31 protein-coding genes and 1 pseudogene are annotated in these 18,804 nt (G+C 60.5%); 17 read left to right on the top strand and 15 right to left on the bottom strand.

Features of this window, described 5'->3' with window-relative positions:
• Window positions 1-98 precede the first annotated feature (98 nt).
• The gene (locus tag HB778_RS30595; protein WP_183459330.1) at window positions 99-1,136 is read right to left on the bottom strand and encodes an IS110 family transposase; all 1,038 of its coding nucleotides are present in this window, start codon (window positions 1,134-1,136) and stop codon (window positions 99-101) included.
• 109 nt (window positions 1,137-1,245) lie between these two features.
• Between HB778_RS30595 and HB778_RS30590 the strand changes: the two are divergent.
• Window positions 1,246-1,629 (top strand): annotated as a pseudogene (locus HB778_RS30590) (SDR family oxidoreductase); the annotation flags it as partial.
• Window positions 1,630-1,839: 210 nt separating this feature from the next.
• On the top strand, window positions 1,840-3,726 hold the full coding sequence (locus tag HB778_RS30585; RefSeq protein ID WP_183459328.1) for a L,D-transpeptidase family protein: 1,887 nt from the start codon (window positions 1,840-1,842) through the stop codon (window positions 3,724-3,726).
• 3 nt (window positions 3,727-3,729) lie between these two features.
• On the opposite strand, the gene HB778_RS30580 is transcribed toward HB778_RS30585, so the two are convergent.
• The 3 genes from HB778_RS30580 to HB778_RS30570 form a co-directional block, all read right to left on the bottom strand.
• Entirely contained in the window at window positions 3,730-4,215 is a 486-nt protein-coding gene (locus tag HB778_RS30580) for a hypothetical protein (protein WP_183465273.1), read from the bottom strand.
• Window positions 4,216-4,332: 117 nt separating this feature from the next.
• Window positions 4,333-5,076, bottom strand: a complete 744-nt coding sequence (locus HB778_RS30575) for a lysozyme inhibitor LprI family protein (RefSeq protein WP_244661676.1) — start codon at window positions 5,074-5,076, stop codon at window positions 4,333-4,335.
• Window positions 5,077-5,242: 166 nt separating this feature from the next.
• On the bottom strand, window positions 5,243-5,500 hold the full coding sequence (locus tag HB778_RS30570; protein WP_183459327.1) for a PepSY domain-containing protein: 258 nt from the start codon (window positions 5,498-5,500) through the stop codon (window positions 5,243-5,245).
• A 184-nt stretch (window positions 5,501-5,684) separates the two neighbouring features.
• Here HB778_RS30570 and HB778_RS30565 point away from each other — a divergent pair, with 184 nt between their 5' ends.
• The 10 genes from HB778_RS30565 (at window position 5,685) to HB778_RS30520 (ending at window position 12,031) form a co-directional block, all read left to right on the top strand.
• The gene (locus HB778_RS30565; protein WP_183459325.1) at window positions 5,685-5,957 is read left to right on the top strand and encodes a hypothetical protein; all 273 of its coding nucleotides are present in this window, start codon (window positions 5,685-5,687) and stop codon (window positions 5,955-5,957) included.
• Between the two features lie 264 nt (window positions 5,958-6,221).
• The gene (locus HB778_RS30560) at window positions 6,222-6,758 is read left to right on the top strand and encodes a hypothetical protein (protein ID WP_183459323.1); all 537 of its coding nucleotides are present in this window, start codon (window positions 6,222-6,224) and stop codon (window positions 6,756-6,758) included.
• Between the two features lie 47 nt (window positions 6,759-6,805).
• Window positions 6,806-7,315, top strand: a complete 510-nt coding sequence (locus HB778_RS30555) for a J domain-containing protein (RefSeq protein ID WP_244661675.1) — start codon at window positions 6,806-6,808, stop codon at window positions 7,313-7,315.
• The gene (locus HB778_RS30550; RefSeq protein ID WP_183459319.1) at window positions 7,312-7,938 is read left to right on the top strand and encodes a hypothetical protein; all 627 of its coding nucleotides are present in this window, start codon (window positions 7,312-7,314) and stop codon (window positions 7,936-7,938) included. The genes HB778_RS30555 and HB778_RS30550 overlap by 4 nt, the downstream gene beginning before the upstream one ends.
• Window positions 7,938-8,147, top strand: a complete 210-nt coding sequence (locus tag HB778_RS30545; protein ID WP_183465327.1) for a hypothetical protein — start codon at window positions 7,938-7,940, stop codon at window positions 8,145-8,147. The genes HB778_RS30550 and HB778_RS30545 overlap by 1 nt, the downstream gene beginning before the upstream one ends.
• The gene (locus HB778_RS30540; RefSeq protein ID WP_244661674.1) at window positions 8,140-9,096 is read left to right on the top strand and encodes a DUF5131 family protein; all 957 of its coding nucleotides are present in this window, start codon (window positions 8,140-8,142) and stop codon (window positions 9,094-9,096) included. The genes HB778_RS30545 and HB778_RS30540 overlap by 8 nt, the downstream gene beginning before the upstream one ends.
• Before the next feature lie 205 nt (window positions 9,097-9,301).
• A complete protein-coding gene (locus tag HB778_RS30535; RefSeq protein ID WP_183459315.1) occupies window positions 9,302-10,099 on the top strand; it encodes a TIGR04255 family protein in 798 nt (265 codons plus the stop codon).
• 116 nt (window positions 10,100-10,215) lie between these two features.
• On the top strand, window positions 10,216-10,575 hold the full coding sequence (locus HB778_RS30530; RefSeq protein ID WP_183459314.1) for a hypothetical protein: 360 nt from the start codon (window positions 10,216-10,218) through the stop codon (window positions 10,573-10,575).
• The gene (locus HB778_RS30525; protein WP_183459312.1) at window positions 10,553-11,005 is read left to right on the top strand and encodes a hypothetical protein; all 453 of its coding nucleotides are present in this window, start codon (window positions 10,553-10,555) and stop codon (window positions 11,003-11,005) included. The genes HB778_RS30530 and HB778_RS30525 overlap by 23 nt, the downstream gene beginning before the upstream one ends.
• Before the next feature lie 108 nt (window positions 11,006-11,113).
• Complete coding sequence (locus tag HB778_RS30520; RefSeq protein WP_183459310.1) at window positions 11,114-12,031, top strand: hypothetical protein; 918 nt, start codon at window positions 11,114-11,116, stop codon at window positions 12,029-12,031.
• Between the two features lie 191 nt (window positions 12,032-12,222).
• On the opposite strand, the gene HB778_RS30515 is transcribed toward HB778_RS30520, so the two are convergent.
• Genes HB778_RS30515 through HB778_RS30500 form a run of 4 tightly spaced genes read right to left on the bottom strand, consistent with a single transcriptional unit; the run spans window position 12,223 to window position 13,949 of the window.
• The gene (locus HB778_RS30515) at window positions 12,223-12,654 is read right to left on the bottom strand and encodes a hypothetical protein (RefSeq protein WP_183459308.1); all 432 of its coding nucleotides are present in this window, start codon (window positions 12,652-12,654) and stop codon (window positions 12,223-12,225) included.
• A gap of 14 nt (window positions 12,655-12,668) precedes the next feature.
• A complete protein-coding gene (locus tag HB778_RS30510) occupies window positions 12,669-13,415 on the bottom strand; it encodes an SOS response-associated peptidase (RefSeq protein WP_183459306.1) in 747 nt (248 codons plus the stop codon).
• Window positions 13,416-13,470: 55 nt separating this feature from the next.
• The gene (locus HB778_RS30505) at window positions 13,471-13,731 is read right to left on the bottom strand and encodes a DUF768 domain-containing protein (RefSeq protein WP_183459304.1); all 261 of its coding nucleotides are present in this window, start codon (window positions 13,729-13,731) and stop codon (window positions 13,471-13,473) included.
• Entirely contained in the window at window positions 13,731-13,949 is a 219-nt protein-coding gene (locus HB778_RS30500; protein WP_183459302.1) for a DUF768 domain-containing protein, read from the bottom strand. Before HB778_RS30500 ends, HB778_RS30505 begins: the two co-directional genes overlap by 1 nt.
• Window positions 13,950-14,317: 368 nt before the next feature.
• On the opposite strand from HB778_RS30500, the gene HB778_RS30495 reads away from it, so the two are divergent.
• Window positions 14,318-14,509 carry a hypothetical protein gene (locus HB778_RS30495; protein WP_183459300.1) on the top strand — a complete coding sequence of 64 codons (192 nt, stop codon included), beginning with the start codon at window positions 14,318-14,320 and terminating at the stop codon, window positions 14,507-14,509.
• Here HB778_RS30495 and HB778_RS30490 read toward each other — a convergent pair.
• The gene (locus HB778_RS30490; protein ID WP_183459298.1) at window positions 14,496-14,741 is read right to left on the bottom strand and encodes a hypothetical protein; all 246 of its coding nucleotides are present in this window, start codon (window positions 14,739-14,741) and stop codon (window positions 14,496-14,498) included. The genes HB778_RS30495 and HB778_RS30490 overlap by 14 nt on opposite strands.
• Window positions 14,728-15,513 (bottom strand): RNA ligase family protein, encoded by a 786-nt coding sequence (locus tag HB778_RS30485; RefSeq protein ID WP_244661673.1) that lies wholly within the window; start codon window positions 15,511-15,513, stop codon window positions 14,728-14,730. Before HB778_RS30485 ends, HB778_RS30490 begins: the two co-directional genes overlap by 14 nt.
• A gap of 239 nt (window positions 15,514-15,752) precedes the next feature.
• On the opposite strand from HB778_RS30485, the gene HB778_RS30480 reads away from it, so the two are divergent.
• A complete protein-coding gene (locus HB778_RS30480; RefSeq protein ID WP_244661672.1) occupies window positions 15,753-15,911 on the top strand; it encodes a hypothetical protein in 159 nt (52 codons plus the stop codon).
• Here the strand turns inward: HB778_RS30480 and HB778_RS30475 are convergent.
• Entirely contained in the window at window positions 15,908-16,069 is a 162-nt protein-coding gene (locus HB778_RS30475; RefSeq protein ID WP_183459292.1) for a hypothetical protein, read from the bottom strand. The genes HB778_RS30480 and HB778_RS30475 overlap by 4 nt on opposite strands.
• Window positions 16,070-16,283: 214 nt before the next feature.
• Between HB778_RS30475 and HB778_RS30470 the strand changes: the two genes are divergently transcribed.
• On the top strand, window positions 16,284-16,667 hold the full coding sequence (locus HB778_RS30470) for a hypothetical protein (protein ID WP_183459290.1): 384 nt from the start codon (window positions 16,284-16,286) through the stop codon (window positions 16,665-16,667).
• A 36-nt stretch (window positions 16,668-16,703) separates the two neighbouring features.
• Window positions 16,704-17,045, top strand: a complete 342-nt coding sequence (locus HB778_RS30465; RefSeq protein ID WP_183459288.1) for a hypothetical protein — start codon at window positions 16,704-16,706, stop codon at window positions 17,043-17,045.
• Between the two features lie 17 nt (window positions 17,046-17,062).
• On the opposite strand, the gene lysC is transcribed toward HB778_RS30465, so the two are convergent.
• Window positions 17,063-17,350, bottom strand: coding sequence for an Rz1-like lysis system protein LysC (gene lysC / locus HB778_RS43525; protein ID WP_432421275.1), 288 nt, complete (start codon window positions 17,348-17,350; stop codon window positions 17,063-17,065).
• Between the two features lie 70 nt (window positions 17,351-17,420).
• On the opposite strand from lysC, the gene HB778_RS43520 reads away from it, so the two are divergent.
• Window positions 17,421-17,690 carry a hypothetical protein gene (locus HB778_RS43520; protein ID WP_432421212.1) on the top strand — a complete coding sequence of 90 codons (270 nt, stop codon included), beginning with the start codon at window positions 17,421-17,423 and terminating at the stop codon, window positions 17,688-17,690.
• A gap of 97 nt (window positions 17,691-17,787) precedes the next feature.
• Here the strand turns inward: HB778_RS43520 and HB778_RS30455 are convergent, their stop codons facing one another.
• Genes HB778_RS30455 through HB778_RS30445 form a run of 3 tightly spaced genes read right to left on the bottom strand, consistent with a single transcriptional unit; the run spans window position 17,788 to window position 18,777 of the window.
• Window positions 17,788-17,934 carry a hypothetical protein gene (locus tag HB778_RS30455; RefSeq protein ID WP_183459284.1) on the bottom strand — a complete coding sequence of 49 codons (147 nt, stop codon included), beginning with the start codon at window positions 17,932-17,934 and terminating at the stop codon, window positions 17,788-17,790.
• A gap of 5 nt (window positions 17,935-17,939) precedes the next feature.
• Window positions 17,940-18,263 (bottom strand): hypothetical protein, encoded by a 324-nt coding sequence (locus tag HB778_RS30450; protein ID WP_183459282.1) that lies wholly within the window; start codon window positions 18,261-18,263, stop codon window positions 17,940-17,942.
• A 1-nt stretch (window position 18,264) separates the two neighbouring features.
• Window positions 18,265-18,777: a TIGR02594 family protein gene (locus HB778_RS30445; RefSeq protein ID WP_183459280.1), complete on the bottom strand. Its 513-nt coding sequence runs from the start codon at window positions 18,775-18,777 to the stop codon at window positions 18,265-18,267.
• Window positions 18,778-18,804 lie beyond the last annotated feature (27 nt).

Genomic DNA, 18,804 nt, shown 5'->3' with positions numbered 1-18,804 from the left:
GAGATCGCCTCGCCCATCGTCCCCACGGAACGATCCGGGCATCGCCGTTTCGGGCGAAGGCTTTGTTCGTGTTGCGTGTTCCTTTGATTGGCCTCGGTTCACGCCGCCGCCGCGGCAGGCTCCTTTCCAAAGCGGAATTCGGTTGCCTCGGCCCACATGCGATGCAGGATGACCGCCAGCTTGCGGGCCACCGCCACCCGCGCCCGCGCCATGCCCCGGCGCCTGGCGATGGTCATGCCCCAGGCCCTGAGGCTCGACCACTTCTTCGATCGCACGAGCAGCGAATGCGCTGCCTCGTAGAGGGCGGTGCGGGCGAGTTCATCGCCGCAGCGGCTGACCCTTCCCTGGATGTCGGTCTCGCCGGACTGGTAGCGCGCCGGCGTCAGCCCCAGATGCGCTCCTACCGCCCGCGACGAGCCGAACCGCTCCGGCCGGTCGATCGTGGCGCGGAAGGCAAGCGCGGTGATCGGCCCGACGCCCGGCGCGCTCATCAGCCGCCGGCAGACTTCCTCCTTGCGCACGATATCGAGAACCTGCTTGGTCAGGCGGGCGAACTCTCCCAGCATGACGGCGAGGATCGCAAGCAGCGGCTCGACCATCGCCATCATCTGGGCGTCGGCGCCGGCCAGTTCCCGCACGCGGCCGGCAAAAGCGCTGCGCGACGGCAAGCCCAGTTTGACGCCGGCCTCGCGCAGCATCGCCCGCACCACGTTCTCGATCGAACGCATCTCGTTCAGCACCGTGCGGCGGGCAACCAGCAGCGAGCGCCAAAGCCGGCACTGCCGGCTCTTGACGTGCACCTGCTGATACCAGCCGGTGCGCATGATCTGCGCCAGCGCGCGGGCGTCATTGCGATCGGTCTTGTTGGGCATGGTCTTCATCGCCGCATTGGCCTGCCGCGTCTCGATGCAGATCGCCGGCAAGCCTTCGGCGTGCAATCCATCGTGAAGCCAGGCCGTCAGCGAGCACGCTTCCAGGCCGATCCGCTCAAGCGGCAAGCCGGTCCCCTTCAGCGCGTCACACAACGCCTGCGGATCGCTCAACGCTCTCGCCTCCTTCACGATCCGGCCAGTCTCGTCGACAATGCAAATAGAGGTCTCTTCCAAAGACACGTCCAGTCCGGCAAAGTACTTCATGGCTGCTCCTTCCAAATGTTTGTGGCGACTCACATCGACCACGTTTTCACATTTCGACAGGAGCAGCCGCCATCATCTGGCTCGGCCGAGACCCCAATCACCCCATCTGTTCATCGCCTCGAAGGCGGCGGCAAGGCACTTGGGCGAGGGCGGCAGGATCATCTCGATCGGCAGCAATCTCGCCGAACGCGTCACCGACACCAGCCTCGGCGCCTATTCCACCAGCAAGGCGGCGCTGGTCGGCCTGACCAAGGCTCTCGCGCGCGACCTCGGTCCGCGCGGCATCACCGCCAATATCGTCCATCCCGGCTCGACCGACACCGACATGAACCCGGCGGACGGACCGCATGCCGAACACCAGCGCCAGAAGATGGCGACGCCGCGATTCGGCAAGGCCGACGACATTGCCGGCATGGTTGCCTGGCTCGCCGGCCCGGAAGGACGTTTCGTAACCGGCGCCGCATTGACCATCGATGGCGGCGCCAACGCCTGATTTTCAAGGAGTGCTTGGGCGGGAGCGAAAACACCCGCGCTCCCGCCGTCACGATGTTGTGAAACCGTTCTGCAACAGGCTTTCCGAAATTTATGAAAGCTTAACGAAATCGGTATGAATCGGTATAGTCGCGCCTTACATCCGCCATGCGGTGGGCGAGACGGTCTTGCGTGCGGAACGGGAACCGGTTGCGGCCGGAGCGGGTGATCCATGAAATTTCTCGGTAAAAAAGCAACCGCGATGCCGCTTGTGGCGATCGCGGCAACGCTCGCCCTCGGCGCGCCTCAGGCTGGTGCGCAAGGGCTGTTCGACATGCTGTTCGGCGGCGGCATCAGGCATGAGCCGCAGGGCGAGTTTCCGCCTCCGCCACCAAAGCACAGACCCAAAGCACCGGCCGGCGGCGGCGGTGGTGGCGTGAAGATCAGCGGCCCATCCTACTACACCTACAAGGCCGACAAACTTGTGCGCGTCGACTTCTCGGCGTTGACCGCGGCACCGCAGCCCGCGGCGGCGCAGGATGCCGCGTTCGTTCCATCGGCCACCGGAGCCGCTTTCCACGACGCTATTGCCAGCTTGAGCGACTACGAGCTCTATGCCGAACCCGATATCGCCAAGGCATTGATCGCCTATTATTCAGCCAATCCGGACTTCATCTGGGTGAACGGAACCAGCCTCAACAGCCGCGCCCAGGATGCGGTGCGGGTGCTGGGCGAGGCCGCAAGCTATGGGCTCACGCCCGCCGACTACACGGTCGATGTGCCCGCCGCCAATTCAGCCTCAACGGACGACGCGGCCAAGCTCAGGGAACTCGTGCGCTTCGAGATGGCGCTGTCGGCGCGCGTCCTGCGCTACGCCCATGATGCGCAGAACGGCCGTGTCGAGCCCAACCGGATGACCGGCTACTATGATTTCCCGGCTAAGCCGCTCGACATGGTCGGCGTGCTGAAGACGCTGGCGCATACGCAGGAAGTGCGCACCTACCTCGAATCGCGGCATCCGCAGAATGCGGAGTATCAGGCGCTGCGCGTCGAGCTGGAAGCGCTGCAGGCCAGTGCCGAGAACGAGATCGTCGTCGATCCCAAGCTGCTGCTGAAGCCGGGCGAGACCAGCCCCGAATTGCCAAAACTGCTGTCGCTGATCGCGCGCAGTCTCGATGACGATATGGGCGGCACCTATGGCGAGCTGCTGTCGCGGCTGGCGACCAGTGAGGTCTACGTTCCCGAACTGGTGCCGCTGATCAAGGCGGTGCAGGTGAAGGAAGGCATGAAGGGCGACGGCGTCATCGGTCCGCGCACCGTCGCCTTGCTGGCCGGCACGTCGAAGGCCGACAAGCTGCTCAAGGTGCAGGTGGCGCTGGAGGAACTGCGCTGGCTGCCCTCCGATCTCGGCAGCCCGCGTGTCTTCATCAACCAGCCGGCGTTCACCGCCAGCTACATCGACAATGGCGAGGAGAAGCTGAAGACGCGCGTCGTCGTCGGCCGGGTCACCAACCAGACGGCCTTCTTCTACGACCAGATCAAGCAGGTCGACTTCCATCCCTATTGGGGCGTGCCGCAGTCGATCATCGTCAACGAGATGCTGCCCAGATTGCGCAGCGATCCCGGCTATCTCGATCGTGCCGGCTACGAGGTGACCGATTCGCGCGGCAAGCGCATTCCCTCATCGGCGGTCAATTGGGGCGCCTATGGCGCCAACATTCCCTACAGCGTGCGCCAGCAGCCGAGTGAGGCCAATGCGCTGGGCGAACTGAAGATCCTGTTCCCCAACAAGCACGCGATCTACATGCACGACACGCCGCAGAAATCGTTCTTCAAGCAGGATATGCGTGCGCTCAGCCATGGCTGCGTGCGCCTGCAGGATCCGCGCGGCATGGCGGCGGCGGTGCTTGGCACTTCGGTCGACTACATCGCCGAGAAGCTGAAGCACGGCCATTCGACCGAGGATGTGACGCGCAAGATCCCGGTCTATGTCGCCTATTTCACTGCATGGCCTGACATGTCCGGCAAGGTCGAGTATTTCAGCGACGTCTACGACCGCGACTCCCGGCTGAAGCAGGCACTGGATGCGACCGAGGCGGTACGCTCGCCGTCGAGCTGATCGTCAGAATTGCTGCGACAACGGGCGGCGGAAACCCGCCTCCCGCCCGGCGATCAGCCAATAGATCAATCCGGCGACAAGGCCGGCGGCGGCGATGATGCCGATGTCGGCCCAGCGCTCGGGGTCCATGTCCTCCGCCGGAACCGGCCAGATCAGGAAGAAGCCGCCGGCGGCGGCAGCGGCACCGAAAAACATGTGCAGCAGAAAATTGCGCAACGAGAAGAACTCGGCGATCAGCGCGAAGATCAGCGTCTGCAGTCCGGTCACGATAATCGTCAGGAAATAGACGAACATGCCGAGCGGCGGCACCAGCAGGGCCGCGATCGGGCTGACGCCCATGATGTCGAAATAGGCCGGCGCGTTTGGCAGGGAACTGAGCGCGGCATAGATCGCAACGACAGCGACCAGGCCGACCAATACGGCGACGAGATAACCGGCCAGCATCATCAGGATGCGCTTCATCACATACTTCGCCGTCGCCATGCCCATCCCCCCATGCGGCGCAGTCAACCGTTCCAATCAGCCATCAAAGACGATCCGGCGCAAGAGTGGGCACAGAGCGGGCCGCTTTGGCAGGCTTTCGTGTGGATCGCGACGCGGTGCTGATCAGGCGCCGCCGCACAGATGCTCGGAGTCCGGCAGGGCCCAGCTGCCCTTGGCGACGAGGTCCAGCGAATAATAGACCCGACCGCGGTCGTCATCCCTAGGGCAGTCCCTGGGAATCGCGATCAGGCACATCACGACGGGTTCGCCGACCTTCGAGGCGGCGAGGCCCGGCTCGCGATCATAGGAGACGGCCCCGCCGCCATTGGTGAAGGTGGCGGCGCTGCCCGCGTCGGGAGAGGCGGTTTCCAACGGATCGTCGCCAAGCCGCGTGGTCAGCGTCTTGATGTGAGTGGTGGCGCATTGCCCGACGGCCGAGGGCAGGGGCTGATCCTTGTTGCCGGGGTTGCGCGCGGCGACGTCCAGCGCCTTCTTACCGATCAGCGCGATGTTGTAGTCCTGCACCCAGGACGGCGCGTTGCCATAGGTCTGCAAAGCGTTGTTCAGCGCGCTGACGATGCAGGCGGTATCGCTCTTGCAGGCATTGCGGTCGGCGATCAGCCCGCGGGCGATCTTGCGCTTGTCGCCGCCGAATGCCGGCTCGAAACCCTTGTAAGCCTTGGCCACCAGCAGATCGATGGCCGACAGCTGCGGGTCGGCGCAGATCGCCTTCTCCGCCGGCAGGCTTGCCTTGGCGCAGTCGAAGGATGGTCCGTCCGCGCGCGCCGGAGCGGGTCCAAGGATGCCAGCGGCCAGGACGAAGGCGAGCGCAGGCAAAGAATAGGTTCGAACGGAAGATCGCATCATGGCCCCCAAGCCAACAGGATTGCCCAAGGCGCGGCCTGCGCCCGGCGCGCATATCACGCGCCAAGGATGGACAATTTTGGGCACGCCTATTTGTCGCTGAAATGCGCAGAGCGAGCGCACTCACGATCGATCAGGAGGCCTCCCGCGAAACTTGTTTTGGCGAACCTTACTTTGGTTCGGCTGTCACCGGATCGTAGGTGATTTCGACCTTTGCCTTGTCCGAGGTGTAGTAGGTGACGGTGTAGGCGTCTTTGTCCCAGTCGACCTCCTTCACGTAGCGAAAGCCGTCGCGCTGCTCGACCTTGGCAAGGATCTCCGACAGCTTCTTGGCGTTGGGCGGCGGCAGCGGAGCTTCATCCGCGGCGAAGGCCGGCCCGGAGGCGAGAAGAACGGCGACGCTGGTCGCCAGCAGAAATCTGGACATGGCTTTCCCTCAAGTTTCGGTCGACAGAAACTCGCTGGCGCTCCGGTTTGTTCCGTAGCTGGAATGCGGGACCATTCAGTCCATCGATTTGCAGTCGCCCAGAAGGAAAAACATCCGCCAAAAAACCACGATGCGCCGCTCCAATATCGTGGCCATACTGCTGGCGGTTCATTTGGGGGTCCATATGCGCACGCGTCACGTCGTCATGCTTGCATTGTCAGTGCTTTCCATCCCGGCCGTTTCCATGCCCGTGCAGAAAGCCAGGGCGCTGGAACCCGAACGCTACACGGTCTATTGCGCCGACGACCGCATCGAGGTGTCGTTCTGGGATCTCGAGCAGATGAAGGTACGGCGCGGCTCCAACGTCTGCCAGTTCCAGAGCTACACGAGCTACAGCAGCGCCTTGAATTTCGCCCAGAAGAATTTTGGCGGGGAAGGGGCGAGCTGCAGCTGCTAGCTGCTGTGCAATTTCAGGAAGGGAAATGGTGGGCGATGCAGGGATTGAACCTGCGACCCCACCCGTGTGAAAGAAGTGCTCCCGGCGTTTCTCGGGCTCTAAGCCCCCCAATCTACCGTGAACAAGCCGAAAACACCGGGTGGTTTCTGTACGGTATCTGTACAGCCTTTGCGGCACGCTAGTGGCAACCCGTCCCGTGCCAATGGAAGTGGTCGACATCGCCACCGGCAAAGTCACCGAGTGGCGCACTAAGGGATCGCGCCGTTGAACGTCGCCGATGCCCGCAAAGTCCTGCTCGCGGCCGGCTATGTGCTCGCAGATCGGCCGCCGACGCGCGGAACCAGCTTCACCAACGAAATCGTGCTTTCGGTGTTCGGCCTCGGCTCTCGGCCGGGGCTGGCCGCGATCGGCGTCATTTACGAGACCGCCGGCGACACCAGCGACCGCGACGTCGAGTGGTTTGTCACCAATGCCGGCACCACCGGGCTTACCGACCGGGTGTCGATCTTTCCACGGCACCCGAACAATTACCGCGTGCTCGAACTTCTACCGGCCGCCGGCGGCTGGGGGCACTCGATCCTTGTCGGTGACTTCGTGCGCTATGCCGACGCCATCAGCGCCGCCCGCAGCCGACACACGGCGATGGTTTTCACCAGCGGCGGCCGAGCGGTCGGACACGTCGTCAACTTCACGAGACAGGCCGAGCTCGGCGAGCACCCCATTCCTGTCACCAGCCTTGCCGGGCTGGCGAAAACCGGTGACAGCGCCGCCACACCCTTCAAACGGAGCAAGAAGCCATGACAGCGCAATTTCCTTTGACGTGGCCTGATCTCATTCCGCGCACGACGGTGCGCGAGGCCGGGCGCTTCAAGGCCACGCTGCCGGCATCGATTACCAACGTCGAGACATCGCTCAAGCGCTTTGGCGCCGACAGCGGTAAGGCGGTGAAGAACCTCGTCATTTCCTCGAACTACACGCTGACAGAGCGCAAGCCGAAGGATTCGGGCGTTGCCGTCTGGTTCGTGTGGGACGATCTGCAGGTGTGCATTCCGATCGATCGCTACACGTCGATCGAGGGGAACCTGCAAGCCATCCATCACGTCGTCGAGGCGCGGCGCGTCGAGATTCGCCACGGCACCCTGGCGCTTGTCCGAGCGTCGTTTCGTGGCCTGCTCGCCCTGGCTCCGCCTGCCGGGAGCAGCTGGCGCGAGATCTTCGGTTTCACGGCCGGCGATCACGTCGTCGCTCTCAACATCAACACTCGCTACCGCCAACTCGCCAAAACCTGTGGATCAGAGGTCGCCCTGCAAGAACTCAATGTGGCCCGCGACCGGGCTTTGAAGGAAACAGTGCAATGAAGATCAACACCGCCGTTCGCGCCTGCCGGGTGTGCCGCTGCACCCAAAACAACGCCTGCGTCACGGACGGCGTGGCGTGCCATTGGGTCGAGCTCGATTTGTGCTCGGCCTGTGTCGCGGCCGACGAGGGCGTCGAGCACGGCCGGCGGTGGCTCCCTGCCGCCTGGCTGGACGAAATGAACCCGACGATGCTCGACTGTCCCGACGCCTTCATCGAGCGCCTCTTCGCCGGGGTGCAAGGCAATGCCTGGGCGCTCCGTCTCCCTGCCGGCGACGTGGAACGAGACAACAGCTTCTATCAGCTGGCAGTCGAGGACGGGCAGATCGTCGAGTTCATGTGGACCGAAGTCTACGGCGATCGGACGTTGACGATCGCACCGGATCGCAGCTGGTCGCTCGACAGCCCAATCTCCGAGAAGGCCACGCACATCTTCGAGTATTCCACTGGCGGGCTTGCCGACGGCCCGCAGGAGCTCGTCGATTCCGATACCGACACTGGCGAGATCCTAGACCCGGGCGAGTACGTGATTTCGACCTATGCATGGTCGGACCCCGTTCCCTTCCGGTTCGAGGTCGACACAGCGGGGGCAGGGCGCTTTGCGCCGTGTTCGGGGCCGAACTGATGGCGGGCACCCTTCGTGACGCCATGTGGGCGCACCTAAAGGGCCTGATGATCCTCTATCCCAGCGGAACCGAAGTCACGATCGCCATCCGGCTGAAGGGCAGTGCCTGCGCCGACTATGTGCTTTCGACCGAAGCTACGACGGATCAACACGCTCTGTTCCAGCTGCTGGCTGGCACAGAGGCAATTGGGAGGCGTTCAGTTGGCTGAAACCAAGATCTCATGGACTCACACGCGCACCGCCGACGGCCGCCTCGTCCCCGGCTATACCTTCAACCCGTGGATCGGCTGCATGAAGGTTTCACCGGCGTGCGACGGCTGCTACGCCGAAAACCTGATGGCCTACCGCTACAAGCGCGTTGAGTGGGGCGCACCAGGCGTCGGCATTGGCACGCGATCGCGGACATCGGCCAGCAACTGGTACAACCCCATCCGGTGGAACAAGAAGGCGGCGATCGCCGAGACACGGCCTTTCGTGTTCTGCGCCAGCCTCTCGGACGTGTTCGACAAGGCGGTGCCCGTCAATTGGCGGCGGGATCTCTTCTTGCTGATCCGATCGACACCGCACCTGGTGTGGATGCTGCTGACCAAGCGGCCGCAGAACATCATCGCCATGTCGGCCGACGCCGGTGGACTGCCTGAGAACGTCGCATTGGGCACCACGTGCGAGGATCAGAAGCGGTGGGACATCAACGTCCCAGCGCTCATCGAAGCGAAGTGGGAGCTCAAGCCCCTGTTCGCCTTCGTGTCGGCCGAGCCACTGCTGGGCGAGATCCGCGCGCGCGCGGCGCCGATTCCTTTCAGCCTGAAATCATGGTTCCGGAAGGGCGCCTTGGATTTCGACCCGCTTTCCCCTGCCCAGCATCCGCTGATGCGCATCGACCAGATCATCACCGGCGGCGAATCCGATCAGGGGACGTTCCGTGCTCGGCCGAGCAACCCGCAGTGGTATCGCTACTTCCGTGACGACTGCGCCGCGACAGGGACGGTCTATCACCACAAACAGAACGGCGAGTGGGTGTCGGTCAGCGAGGTAGCGGGTGAGGGGGAGCATTTCACCTTCCCTGACGGCCGAACCGTTCGCCGCATTGGTGCCGCCAAATCCGGCCGCACGATTGATGGCGTTGAGCATTTGGGCCATTTCGAAGTGGCCGCATGACCTGCTGCACGCGAATTTTCGGTCGAAACTGAGGCGGCTTTAGGCCAAGGGTTGATCTCCGGCCTGGCGGGGAATCACTCACCGGCCGGACAATTACTGCACAGGGAGAGCTCACCCTTGTGCTTGTATTTCAACTTACTCTAGGGCAGGGTCCAGCCCTGATAAGGGGGAGGTGTTCGCTTGCGATTCTGTGTGGCCAGAAACCATGAGTAGGCCAGCGGGCCTTGCCGATTTTGCCAACCCGCCATTGGATGAGGTTGTTCTCGGTGTCCAGTTTGTACGACATCCAGAATATAATGACCTGTTCGCATGGCGGGTCAGAGAAGCATTCAAGGCTGAGTTCCCGAACTACAGCGAAGTGCCGAGGCTGGATCCTAGATTTGAGGTATTCGGCGGGGCCGATACTCTAGCGAGCTTCCAGTTCAACATCACGCAAAGTGAGCCGAGCAAGCGATATTGGTTTATTGCTGATGACGACAGCCACCTCCTTCAATTTCAAGATGACCGATTCTTTCTGAATTGGAGAAGACGCCCCGGTAATCTCTACCCTCGCCATGAGGCAGTGGCGGCCATGTTTTATCGTTACCTTGAGCGACTTGGGAGCCTCTACATATCCGACAAGGTACCGTTCGTGGTAAAACAGGCGGAGATCGCCTATATCAACGTAATCCCGATGGTCGAGAAGACGCTGCTGAGCGACTGGTTGAGCATAGTCAATCCGACCGCCTTGAATATCGAGCAGCTCAATGCCAATTTTTCGGAAGTGGTATTTTCTCGGGACGGCGAGAACCCTGTCGCGAGAATGTATTATGAAGTTGGCCTTTTTACCTCTCGGGAAGTCCGTCGGGCGATAAGGTTGATGTTGACCTACCGAGGCGCGCCCGTCGAAAATAGCAGCCAAAGTATCGTGGATTTCATCGCTGCTGGTAGGGAACGGATTGTAAATAGATTCTGCGACATTACTACGGAAAAGGCTCATCGGTCATGGTCTCGAAAACAATGACGGCTTCGGTCTACTCTCTTCCATCCACTTTCGGTTCTGGAAAGGCGAGGGAAGGCGATTGGCCGATGCATCGGCTCGTAGTCCGAAACCCCGACTACGCATGGTCGGAAAGGGTGATGTCCAAGCTTGGCGAACTGGTCAATCTGCCGATCGGCTGGGACGGATATAGGGGCCGAGGGGTCGAATTTTCGATAGCCTATTTTGCAGCTAACCTGCTTCAGAACATATATGTGCCCGGAGCCCCGTGCCCTAGCCTCGTGCCGGGATCAGATGGATCTGTCCAAATCGAATGGCACAGCCACGGCCTCGATATCGAACTCGATATTCTTGGCGTCAACCAAGTGAACTGTATCAAAGTAGAGGTCGCCAGCGGCGAGGATGAGGAAGCGAATCTGACGACGGATTTCAAGATCGTGAGAGGCTGGGTTGAGGACATGGCAGGGCGGGGTTCGAATGCTGTCAACGCCGCCGCTTGATGCCGATGGCAACGTGGAGCCTCATGACCATCCGGAAATTCTGGACGCCGACACTCTAATTCGCCGCGTTAACCCCGTTCATCACGTGGTCTCTGACGAAAACAGAAATTGTCTGCGGTTGTCATCCAAGCTGATGAAGCCTCAAGGTGGAGGAATGTCAGTCGACCACGAGCGATCTATCCTTGAGGAAGGAAAGGATCCAGTAGCTTTTGTGAGAACGCCAGTTTTCGTCGGGGCGGTACAATTCCAAGCACCAGACGCGCGGGCTGTGTCTCTGCGGATTGGTTATGACCCCGTTGAGGGAAATCCGTATCATTGTGAGGTTTGGGGAACGCCGCCGCGGGCCGACAAATTTACCGCCGCGCAAGAGAAAACGCTGTTGAACACCTGCGGCTGGTACATTCCAATCGAAGGGGTCGAAATTCGCTAGACACATCTGCGCTGGCGTTCGCCACGTTCCTTATGTTCAGGACGCCAGTCGAGCCGTCACCTCAGTCCTCGAACTTGTGAGTGCACCAGCTCTCTGGATCCCGTCTCCATGACCCACGATAAGATCGTCGGAATTCTAGCGATATTGGCGATCGTGATGGGTTTCTGTACCTACCTCATTCCAAAGCCTTCCCAAGATGCGTTGGATGACAGAGTGAATGCTCTCTCCCAGCGCGTTCGCGGCCTCACGTTCTGGAATTTTGCGACAATCGAGCGAGATGTGGCGTTCTCATGGTTGGAGGCTATTTTCCGAGCAAAGCCGCATCGACTGCGGTTCTATCGCAATGTGGCCATTTTCGCGCTTTTAGCGACCCTGGTGGCGCTCGGCGCGTACCTAATCGTCCCATTCAGCGATCCGCTGAATGTCCAGTTGGTCGGGTATCCAGCGTTTCTGGCGATGGGATTTTTCATCCCAAACATGATTGTTGCAGTTCTCTCGATGGCTTGCACAATAACCCTCCTGTCAGTAGGGGCGCGCCTTAGAAATGGATTGTTCTACATATTAGTTGCCGCAGTTGATTTTCTGGTCGTGACAACGCTCGTCGCGGCTCTCTCGCTTAATTTAGAACTCACGAGAGATTATCTAGTGGCGGTTTTTATGGGTAAGGCGGAGGTGAACCGCTGGCTTCCCTATTATCAACCGATACTAGCAATCATGCACGTCATTTTGCATCCAAGTGCCATTGTTCACGCGTTCACAGATGAGATATACATTTCATCAAAATACACCACGTATATCATTTCTGTGATATCGATGATGTGCGCAGTCATTCCCGGAATTATCCATTTGTTCGCCGCGATTTTCATTTCGCTGATGGCGGTTTTCCACAATGGGATGAAGCAAGTGGGATCATTTCTGTTGGCCAGAATGAACGAGCAAAAGACGTTTAAGTTTCTGCTCGGCATGAGCAGCATAGCGGCGGCCTGCATCAAGGTTTGGGACTGGTTGTTTGCCAACTCCGTTTGAAGGGTGAGCGCGCTCAAGCTCTATCGCGTTCCGCTGCTGCGCCATTGAAGGCGGCCGACACGCTGAAGACCAGCCGTCCAGCTAGCCGCCCTTGGCCTTGTCAGAGGCGCTTCTCTGGATGCGGCCACACCGAATGCGGGTCTCCTGCGGTGACTCGGGCGGCGTTGAGCATCGCACGCCCCAGCGCCTCGCTAGGTTCCCTTCGCCTGGGCATAAGGCGACGGCTTCGGGGGCGTGGCGGCCAAGTACTTGGTGAACTCGCGCTCAAGCGCTGCCACCGCGGCGTCCTTGGTGTCCTCCCTGCCGCGTTGACCGCCATGGACACGCCAGCGCTTGTCGTTCGTGCTGATCGACCAGAACCATTTGTCCTTGCTCGGCCCGTGCTGCTCGCCAAGCACGCGACCGACCCCCGAGCCCAAGAACGACGGCTCGAAATCCTGGGGACCAACAGTCTGGCCACCGATGACAGTTCGGCCCCAATCGAGCCAGAGCCGCGCGTCACGATCCCGGACAAACTGAACCGCCTCGACTATGGTCTCGAAGGACCAGATCGGCTCGCCGTTCTCCAGGACCTCATAACCGTCCTCCGCAGCATCGCGGACCTTCAATCGATCAGCAGGCATCGTTCCTTCTCACATCAGACGTCGAATAGGTCGTCGGGGCCGTGGCCTTTCACGTCGATGATATCGGGCCGGCCGATCTCGTCGATGATGTCAGGCGTATTGTTGCGGGGGCTGCCGACCTTGCTGCCGATCGGCCACATCTTCATCAGATCGGAGGGATAGGGCTTCATCAGGTCGCGAGGATCAGGTTCCGGTCCGAGCCAGCGCATGTAATCTTCCGGCGCCAGTATCACCGGCATTCGGTCATGGATGGTTGCCATCAGGCTGTTAGGTTCGCAGGTGACGATGGCAAAGGTGCGGATCAGTTCGCCCGTGATCTTGTCGGCATACTCTTCCCAAATGCCGGCCATGGCGAAGGGCTCGTCATCCTTCATCGCGATCGCATAAGGCTGTTTCCTCTTGCCCGAGGCATCCAGCTTCTGCCATTCGAAATACCCGTCTACTGGCACCAGGCAGCGCCGTGAGGCATAGGCTTTGCGAAACAACCCATTGGTCGCGATGGTCTCGCAGCGTGCGTTGACGGGCGGAGGGCGGCCGCTCCCGTCACGAGCCCAGCCGGGAACAAAGCCCCACCTCGCTGACACGAAACCGGCCATGGAGGTAGCCAATTCTTCGCGGATGATGATCGGATAGTTCAGGCTCGGCACACCGTTCCAAATCGGGAAGCCATTCCCCATGCGCTCGACGTCGCCAGGATGGGCAAACTCAAAGCGCCGCACCATGTCAGGGATTGTCGTCTTGACGAAAACGCGTCCACACATGAGATCAACAGCCTGTCTTTGCGGAAGACCAAAATGGGAACGAGACGGGAACGAGTCAAGCGGCGTCGATCGACCAGTCGACCTTCTGTTGTTTCAGCGCTGGCGGTCTGTGGCGGCGGCGTATGATGTCGACGAGGCCCTTATGAACCTCGTCAAAACTATCGGAAATTTCTGTTTCCCCAATTCCTTCAGCTTCGGCTTCAAGGAATAGCTGAGTGGCGAACCTGGAGATTTCGGCATCGTCGACCGGGCGACCGTCTAGCAGATCGTTTCGTTCCAACCATAGGTGCAGAAAGCGGACGGCCCGCTCGGTCATTAAGGCGTGCCCCCTTCGCGATGGTCCATCGCTTCAGCGATGACCTCGAACACGCTCGGCACTTCCTCGGTGATCTCGGCGGTAGGAATGCCGGCCTTGTCGGCCGCCCTCATTGCCTTGTCCGCAAGGTCGCTAATGACGATCGGATCGTCAGTCGCGGTCTCAGGCAACTGTTCTGCCATCCATCGGTCGAGGAAGTTGATGCCGCGCGTGCTCATCGAGGCTTAATTTCAGCTGCCGGGTTATGTTCCCGTGCATGGTTGCCGTTTAACCGCTGCTCCCTTAATCGCGCCGTCTTTGCCTCTCTGGCGTGTCGTTCCGCGTCCAACACCAGCCTGCTTTCGCGGTCCGCCCTCTCGATCTTTTCGCGGTCAACCTTTCGACGTTTCAAGATAGCCTCCCTTGGTCTGACGGGCCAAAAAAGTGTTGACTTGAGAAATGGTTCCCCCTTGCGGGCAATTGCGTCGAGGGACCGATGCTTAGTTAAAAACGTACAATTCTTTTCGATTGTGGCGATCGCCGCTCGGCGTATCAATCACTCCGTCACTTTCGGCTTTTTACGGCGTTTATGTTCGAGGAATTTGGCATGGGCGAGGATGGTGAAAGTACCGGCCTTTCGGCCTTTGAGTTCGATATCCTGCGCGAGGCTTTCCGAAAGTCAGTGACGGAAATGAAAGTCGCACAAGAATATTGGCCGGATCATGCTAGGCGGCTCTATCAGGAAATGGCCGACGGGGAGCCCGACGATAGCTTGATAGCTCGGATCATCGGTCGTTAGGTGCCGGTGGCTTATCGACGGCAGCTTCGTCGACCTCGGCTTCCATCTGATCGCTGACCGGCTTGACCTTGACGCCACCGTCCAGCGGGACACCATCGAAGCCCTGCAGCCATGCGTCGGCATCCTCCTGCCAATACTCCGGGACGGCACGTTCCTTTCCATCCTTCCGCGCCTGGGCGCCGTACATCCAGGCGTATGTGACGCGTTCTTGGTCTTTCTTAGCCACGGCCATCTGCATCCTCCTCGTGGAGATCCTGCACCGAGGCGTGGCGCAGTTTGGATTCGCCGCGAAGATATCGCACCCGGGCCGTCATTCCAGGCCCGACCCATTCCACGCTCGGGTCCGCCACCGCCGTCGGCACGCCTGCCGGCTGCTCGGCCCGGTCACGCTCGATGCGCTGCCATAGTCGTTCCTTGATGGCGCGGCTAGTTGCGATGACTGCCTTCCCAACGTATTTCCCGTCCTTAGCAAATAGCCCCTCGGTCTGCTTGCCGGTTTGGCGCTTGACGCCGATCAGGTCGAGATCGTCAATGTCCCAACATTTCGTCTTCAACCAGGCGTCGGATTCTCCGCTGCGATAGGGGCTGTTGCGGCGCTTCGACACCATGCCCTCAAGGTTCAACTTGTCGACGGCCGCAAAGAAGTCGGCGCCACCGCCTTCGACATGCTGGCTATACTGGATAATGCCGGTGGCCGGCTGCACCAGTTCCCACAGCATCGCCTTGCGCTCGATCGCTGGTAGCGGGCGGAGATCCTTGTCGTCCTTGTGCAAGATGTCGAAGGCCACAAAAGCCAGCAGTTCGGCGTTCCAGGCCATCCGCGAGTGCATCTGGTGGAAATTCGGCCGGCCGTCAGCCTCAGGAGCAATCATCTCGCCATCGATGATGAATGACTTCGCCGGCAGTTTTTCGGCGGCGTCGACGATGGGCCAGAACCGCTTTGACCAATCATGCCCGTTCTTCGTGAATGCGCGCGCGCCGGCCCAATCGAGGATCAGTTGCACGCGAAAGCCATCATACTTGATCTCGTGCAGCCAGTCGTCGCTGATGGGCGGCTCGAGCACCAGACGCGGCTCTTGAGGCTTGATGAACTTCAGCCGCGCTGGCTCGTTACTCATGCACTTGTACTCCCGGAACGCGATTCAAGGCGCGACGGCCGTTTCAGTTCCGGAGCATTTTAGGAAAAATGAATGTTTGATTGGTTATGACGATGGAACATGCGACTGCCCAAGACTGCCGGGCCATGCTGCGCCTGGTGCGCATGGCGATCGAGGAGACGTGTCCAGCCGGCGTACTGCCCGGCGACGAAGCTGTGACGGGTGTCTACGGCCCCGAGCTCATCCACGAAGCTGAGGCACTGGCCAAGGCGATTATCGCAACAGTTGAAAAACTGACAGCTTAGTGTCGAGGAGCGCGGGCGACCAAAACCATGGTGCCCATTACCAGCGCTGCGACAGCAGCGAGGCCGGCCATCGCGAGCGCACCAAAGATAAAGTCAATGCCGAGGCTGATGAACAACAAGCAGGCAGCTAGAAAATCAAGCGTTGCGTCCACGTCCATCGTTATTCTTCCCCCCAGGCGGGCAGCTTGTCTGCAAACACCGTGGGGACTAGTTCCATAACCCCGCGCTAGTGGTCAATGGGCATGTAAAAAAAGCCCGCCGGCGCGTGGCCGACGGACTCGTTGCGCCTGCGCGGCTGATTCCTGTGCCATTGTTGCTCCGGTCGAAATGTTGGGTTAGCGTCTCTCCGCCTTGAAGGCTGGGGAGGACACGTTGCGCGCGCTATTGACGTTTCTTTTGCTGACCGGAACGGCTCACGCGGGGTGCAATGATACGCTTCTCTCGTTCACGGATTGGTCGATTAAGCCTCTGGACGCTGAAGCCTTCCAGATCACAACGACCTTCAAATCGAATGCTGACAAGCCGATACGCATGATTGAAGCCAGGGCGGCTTACTTCGATGCGTTAGGCGCGATGGTGGGGTCTTTCGAACTCAACAGGGACGCGTCGATCCAGCCTGGCGGAACCTATGTGGAGACGAAAACCTGGGGAAAGTATACGTTTGAACGCCTATTGGTCCTCAAGCATGACGAAGTCCGACCATTCGTCTGTGTGATTGCGGTCCTGTTTGACGACGGAACGAAGCAGGCCTTTTAGCGCCCTGCTTCACCGCCAACTGGGAGTAGAAAAACGGTGGCAGAAACCCCAGTCTTCACCCGAGCAGCGATAGCCGAAATGGTCGCACCCGACTACGAGCTGTTGCGGAGCCATATCAACCCCAACCTGCCACTCAAAGAAGCCGGCGATGCTTGGGACAGCGAGATGAACGCAATTCTAGTAAGCCGCGCCACTGCAATAGGGATTCAAAACAAGGAAGAATTTCGACAATTCCTCAACATCTATTACGAGGAGCAAGCAGCATTTTTTACTCGTCGACAGGAACAGAACGCGTTCAACCATCAGATGCACAACACCGTCGCGAGAACCGTTGTTCGGGCATCAATTTGGAGCATGATTTTTCAGATATTCAGGTGATCGCGGGCGCGCCTAACTCATTTGGTCGTTGCCTTCTTCGGCCCGGGTACCGCCGGGGGCGGGAACAGGCTTTGGGTGTCAGCCTGATACTTTCGAATGCCGTCCAGCTGGGCCACGCACACGGCCCTGGAGCCGCGCGTAGCCGTCAGCTGGTCGACGATGCCGCCGGTAGTGGTGACGGGCTTGTAGACCGGCGGAATGGGAGCCAGCAGCGCTTCCGGGATGGTTACGGGAACGAACTCTTGCTGGACGACGACGTCGTGGGCGGTTGAGCACCCGCAGAAGGCCACCAGGCACCAGGCCATCGAGATACTTGCGGACGTCTTCATTTTTCGCGGCGAGCTCCGATACGTCGGTGTTTGTGTCGATGACGGCTTGCAGGATCTTGGCCAGCGCCGCGGAATTTTCGGCCGTGGTCTTGTCGGCGATCGCGTCGGTCGCGCGCAGGCGCCCTATGGTCTCTTCGTTGTGGCGATTGACATCGAGGGCGGTGTTAAGCTCGCCCTGCAGGTGCGTTTGAGCAGCGATGGCCTCGATGGCGTTGCCGCGCTCGTAGAGCAGCCCAGCGACCAAGGCCATGATGAGCAGCGCCACGCCGCCGGTGACGTAGGGGTTCAGCATCAGGAGTACATGAACCACAGGTAGATCGCGCCGCCGACGATCGGCACCGCCAGCATCATGGCCACGAAGAACGCGGCAACATTCAAAGCGAAGGCTTTCATGGTGGCCCCTCAGCCGAAAATCAGTTCTGGTTCATCTCGATGTAGTCTTGGCAAAGCGTCAGGCGCTTCTCGGCGATCGTCGACACGACCAGGTAGCCGATGAGCAGGATCGCAGCGACCAGCAGCGTGGGAAGCTGGCGCTTCGTTGCCTTTGTGACTGCGACCATCGTCCTCATCCGTCTGCCTTCACGGAATCACGCTTCAGCTTGAAGGCTTTCAGGATGATCTCGATCACAACGATGCCTACGACACCCATCAGGAAGCCTGAGACGCCGGCGGCGTTCTCAGGCTGCACCTGCAGGCCGCCCAACACCCAAGCGAGCAACGGGACGGCCAGCGGCGACAGGTACATCGCGCAAAGCGTGCCGACGACGATCTTGCGGATGGCCGGCAAGATCCCGGTCCACTCCATGGCCGCAGACACAGCCGAGCCGGCAAGCCCGGCTATGAGCAGGCTCGCCTTGTCAGACTGAAGCCAGTCGCCGAACCAGGACATTTCAGGCCTCTTTGGACGAAAGTGTCCCATCTGAGTTAAGCAGGGGCAGTTCAAATCGTTCCGGCAGCGGGTAGATGCCCGGCCAGCGGAAGCCCTTGATGCGGCAGTTCGGACCACTCGCGGCAAACGGCTTGATCGACACCATGTCGCCCTGGTTGCCGGCGAGCACCATCAGGTTGCCGTGCTGATCCTTGCCGACGACAAAGCCGACGTGGCCGAGACCGCTGGACGGCGAATTGCGCCAGAAGACCACGATGCAGCCATAGGCGGGCTTTTCGAGAACCACGGGCAGATGCAGCCATGCCTGCGAGGACGCGCCGCCGGCGACGGGCTTTATGCCGGTCTCGGCGAGCACCCCACCGACGAACGCACCACACCAGGCGGTTTCGTCATCGGCGATCGACGTGCCGATATCCTTCCAGAACTGGAGGATATGGGGATCGTGGTGCGGGCCTTTGATTTCGCGAAGGCCGACATACTTACGGGCGGTGGAAATCCACGCGGGATCTGACATGACGAGGCTCCAAGATGGGCCTGCACG

Source organism: Mesorhizobium huakuii, from assembly GCF_014189455.1.
Lineage (GTDB): Bacteria > Pseudomonadota > Alphaproteobacteria > Rhizobiales > Rhizobiaceae > Mesorhizobium > Mesorhizobium huakuii_A.
Note: the sequence above shows the minus strand (reverse complement) of the source record. Positions and strands in the feature narration are given on the sequence as shown.

Bases quoted from the DNA above. Each gene is read 5' to 3' on its own strand.
- HB778_RS30565 (WP_183459325.1), top strand. From the start codon at position 5,685: ATGCGCACGCGTCACGTCGTCATGCTTGCATTGTCAGTGCTTTCCATC.
- HB778_RS30525 (WP_183459312.1), top strand. From the start codon at position 10,553: ATGCTGTCAACGCCGCCGCTTGATGCCGATGGCAACGTGGAGCCTCAT.
- HB778_RS30585 (WP_183459328.1), top strand. From the start codon at position 1,840: ATGAAATTTCTCGGTAAAAAAGCAACCGCGATGCCGCTTGTGGCGATC.
- HB778_RS30570 (WP_183459327.1), bottom strand. From the start codon at position 5,500: ATGTCCAGATTTCTGCTGGCGACCAGCGTCGCCGTTCTTCTCGCCTCC.
- HB778_RS30550 (WP_183459319.1), top strand. From the start codon at position 7,312: ATGAAGATCAACACCGCCGTTCGCGCCTGCCGGGTGTGCCGCTGCACC.
- HB778_RS30535 (WP_183459315.1), top strand. From the start codon at position 9,302: ATGAGTAGGCCAGCGGGCCTTGCCGATTTTGCCAACCCGCCATTGGAT.
- HB778_RS30450 (WP_183459282.1), bottom strand. From the start codon at position 18,263: ATGTCCTGGTTCGGCGACTGGCTTCAGTCTGACAAGGCGAGCCTGCTC.
- HB778_RS30445 (WP_183459280.1), bottom strand. From the start codon at position 18,777: ATGTCAGATCCCGCGTGGATTTCCACCGCCCGTAAGTATGTCGGCCTT.
- HB778_RS30580 (WP_183465273.1), bottom strand. From the start codon at position 4,215: ATGGGCATGGCGACGGCGAAGTATGTGATGAAGCGCATCCTGATGATG.
- HB778_RS30575 (WP_244661676.1), bottom strand. From the start codon at position 5,076: ATGATGCGATCTTCCGTTCGAACCTATTCTTTGCCTGCGCTCGCCTTC.
- HB778_RS30515 (WP_183459308.1), bottom strand. From the start codon at position 12,654: ATGCCTGCTGATCGATTGAAGGTCCGCGATGCTGCGGAGGACGGTTAT.
- HB778_RS30490 (WP_183459298.1), bottom strand. From the start codon at position 14,741: ATGGCCGTGGCTAAGAAAGACCAAGAACGCGTCACATACGCCTGGATG.
- lysC (WP_432421275.1), bottom strand. From the start codon at position 17,350: ATGGCCTGGTGCCTGGTGGCCTTCTGCGGGTGCTCAACCGCCCACGAC.
- HB778_RS30500 (WP_183459302.1), bottom strand. From the start codon at position 13,949: ATGAGCACGCGCGGCATCAACTTCCTCGACCGATGGATGGCAGAACAG.
- HB778_RS30480 (WP_244661672.1), top strand. From the start codon at position 15,753: ATGCTGCGCCTGGTGCGCATGGCGATCGAGGAGACGTGTCCAGCCGGC.
- HB778_RS30475 (WP_183459292.1), bottom strand. From the start codon at position 16,069: ATGGACGTGGACGCAACGCTTGATTTTCTAGCTGCCTGCTTGTTGTTC.
- HB778_RS30520 (WP_183459310.1), top strand. From the start codon at position 11,114: ATGACCCACGATAAGATCGTCGGAATTCTAGCGATATTGGCGATCGTG.
- HB778_RS30545 (WP_183465327.1), top strand. From the start codon at position 7,938: ATGGCGGGCACCCTTCGTGACGCCATGTGGGCGCACCTAAAGGGCCTG.
- HB778_RS30595 (WP_183459330.1), bottom strand. From the start codon at position 1,136: ATGAAGTACTTTGCCGGACTGGACGTGTCTTTGGAAGAGACCTCTATT.
- HB778_RS30510 (WP_183459306.1), bottom strand. From the start codon at position 13,415: ATGTGTGGACGCGTTTTCGTCAAGACGACAATCCCTGACATGGTGCGG.
- HB778_RS30455 (WP_183459284.1), bottom strand. From the start codon at position 17,934: ATGGTCGCAGTCACAAAGGCAACGAAGCGCCAGCTTCCCACGCTGCTG.
- HB778_RS30495 (WP_183459300.1), top strand. From the start codon at position 14,318: ATGGGCGAGGATGGTGAAAGTACCGGCCTTTCGGCCTTTGAGTTCGAT.
- HB778_RS30530 (WP_183459314.1), top strand. From the start codon at position 10,216: ATGTCCAAGCTTGGCGAACTGGTCAATCTGCCGATCGGCTGGGACGGA.
- HB778_RS30505 (WP_183459304.1), bottom strand. From the start codon at position 13,731: ATGACCGAGCGGGCCGTCCGCTTTCTGCACCTATGGTTGGAACGAAAC.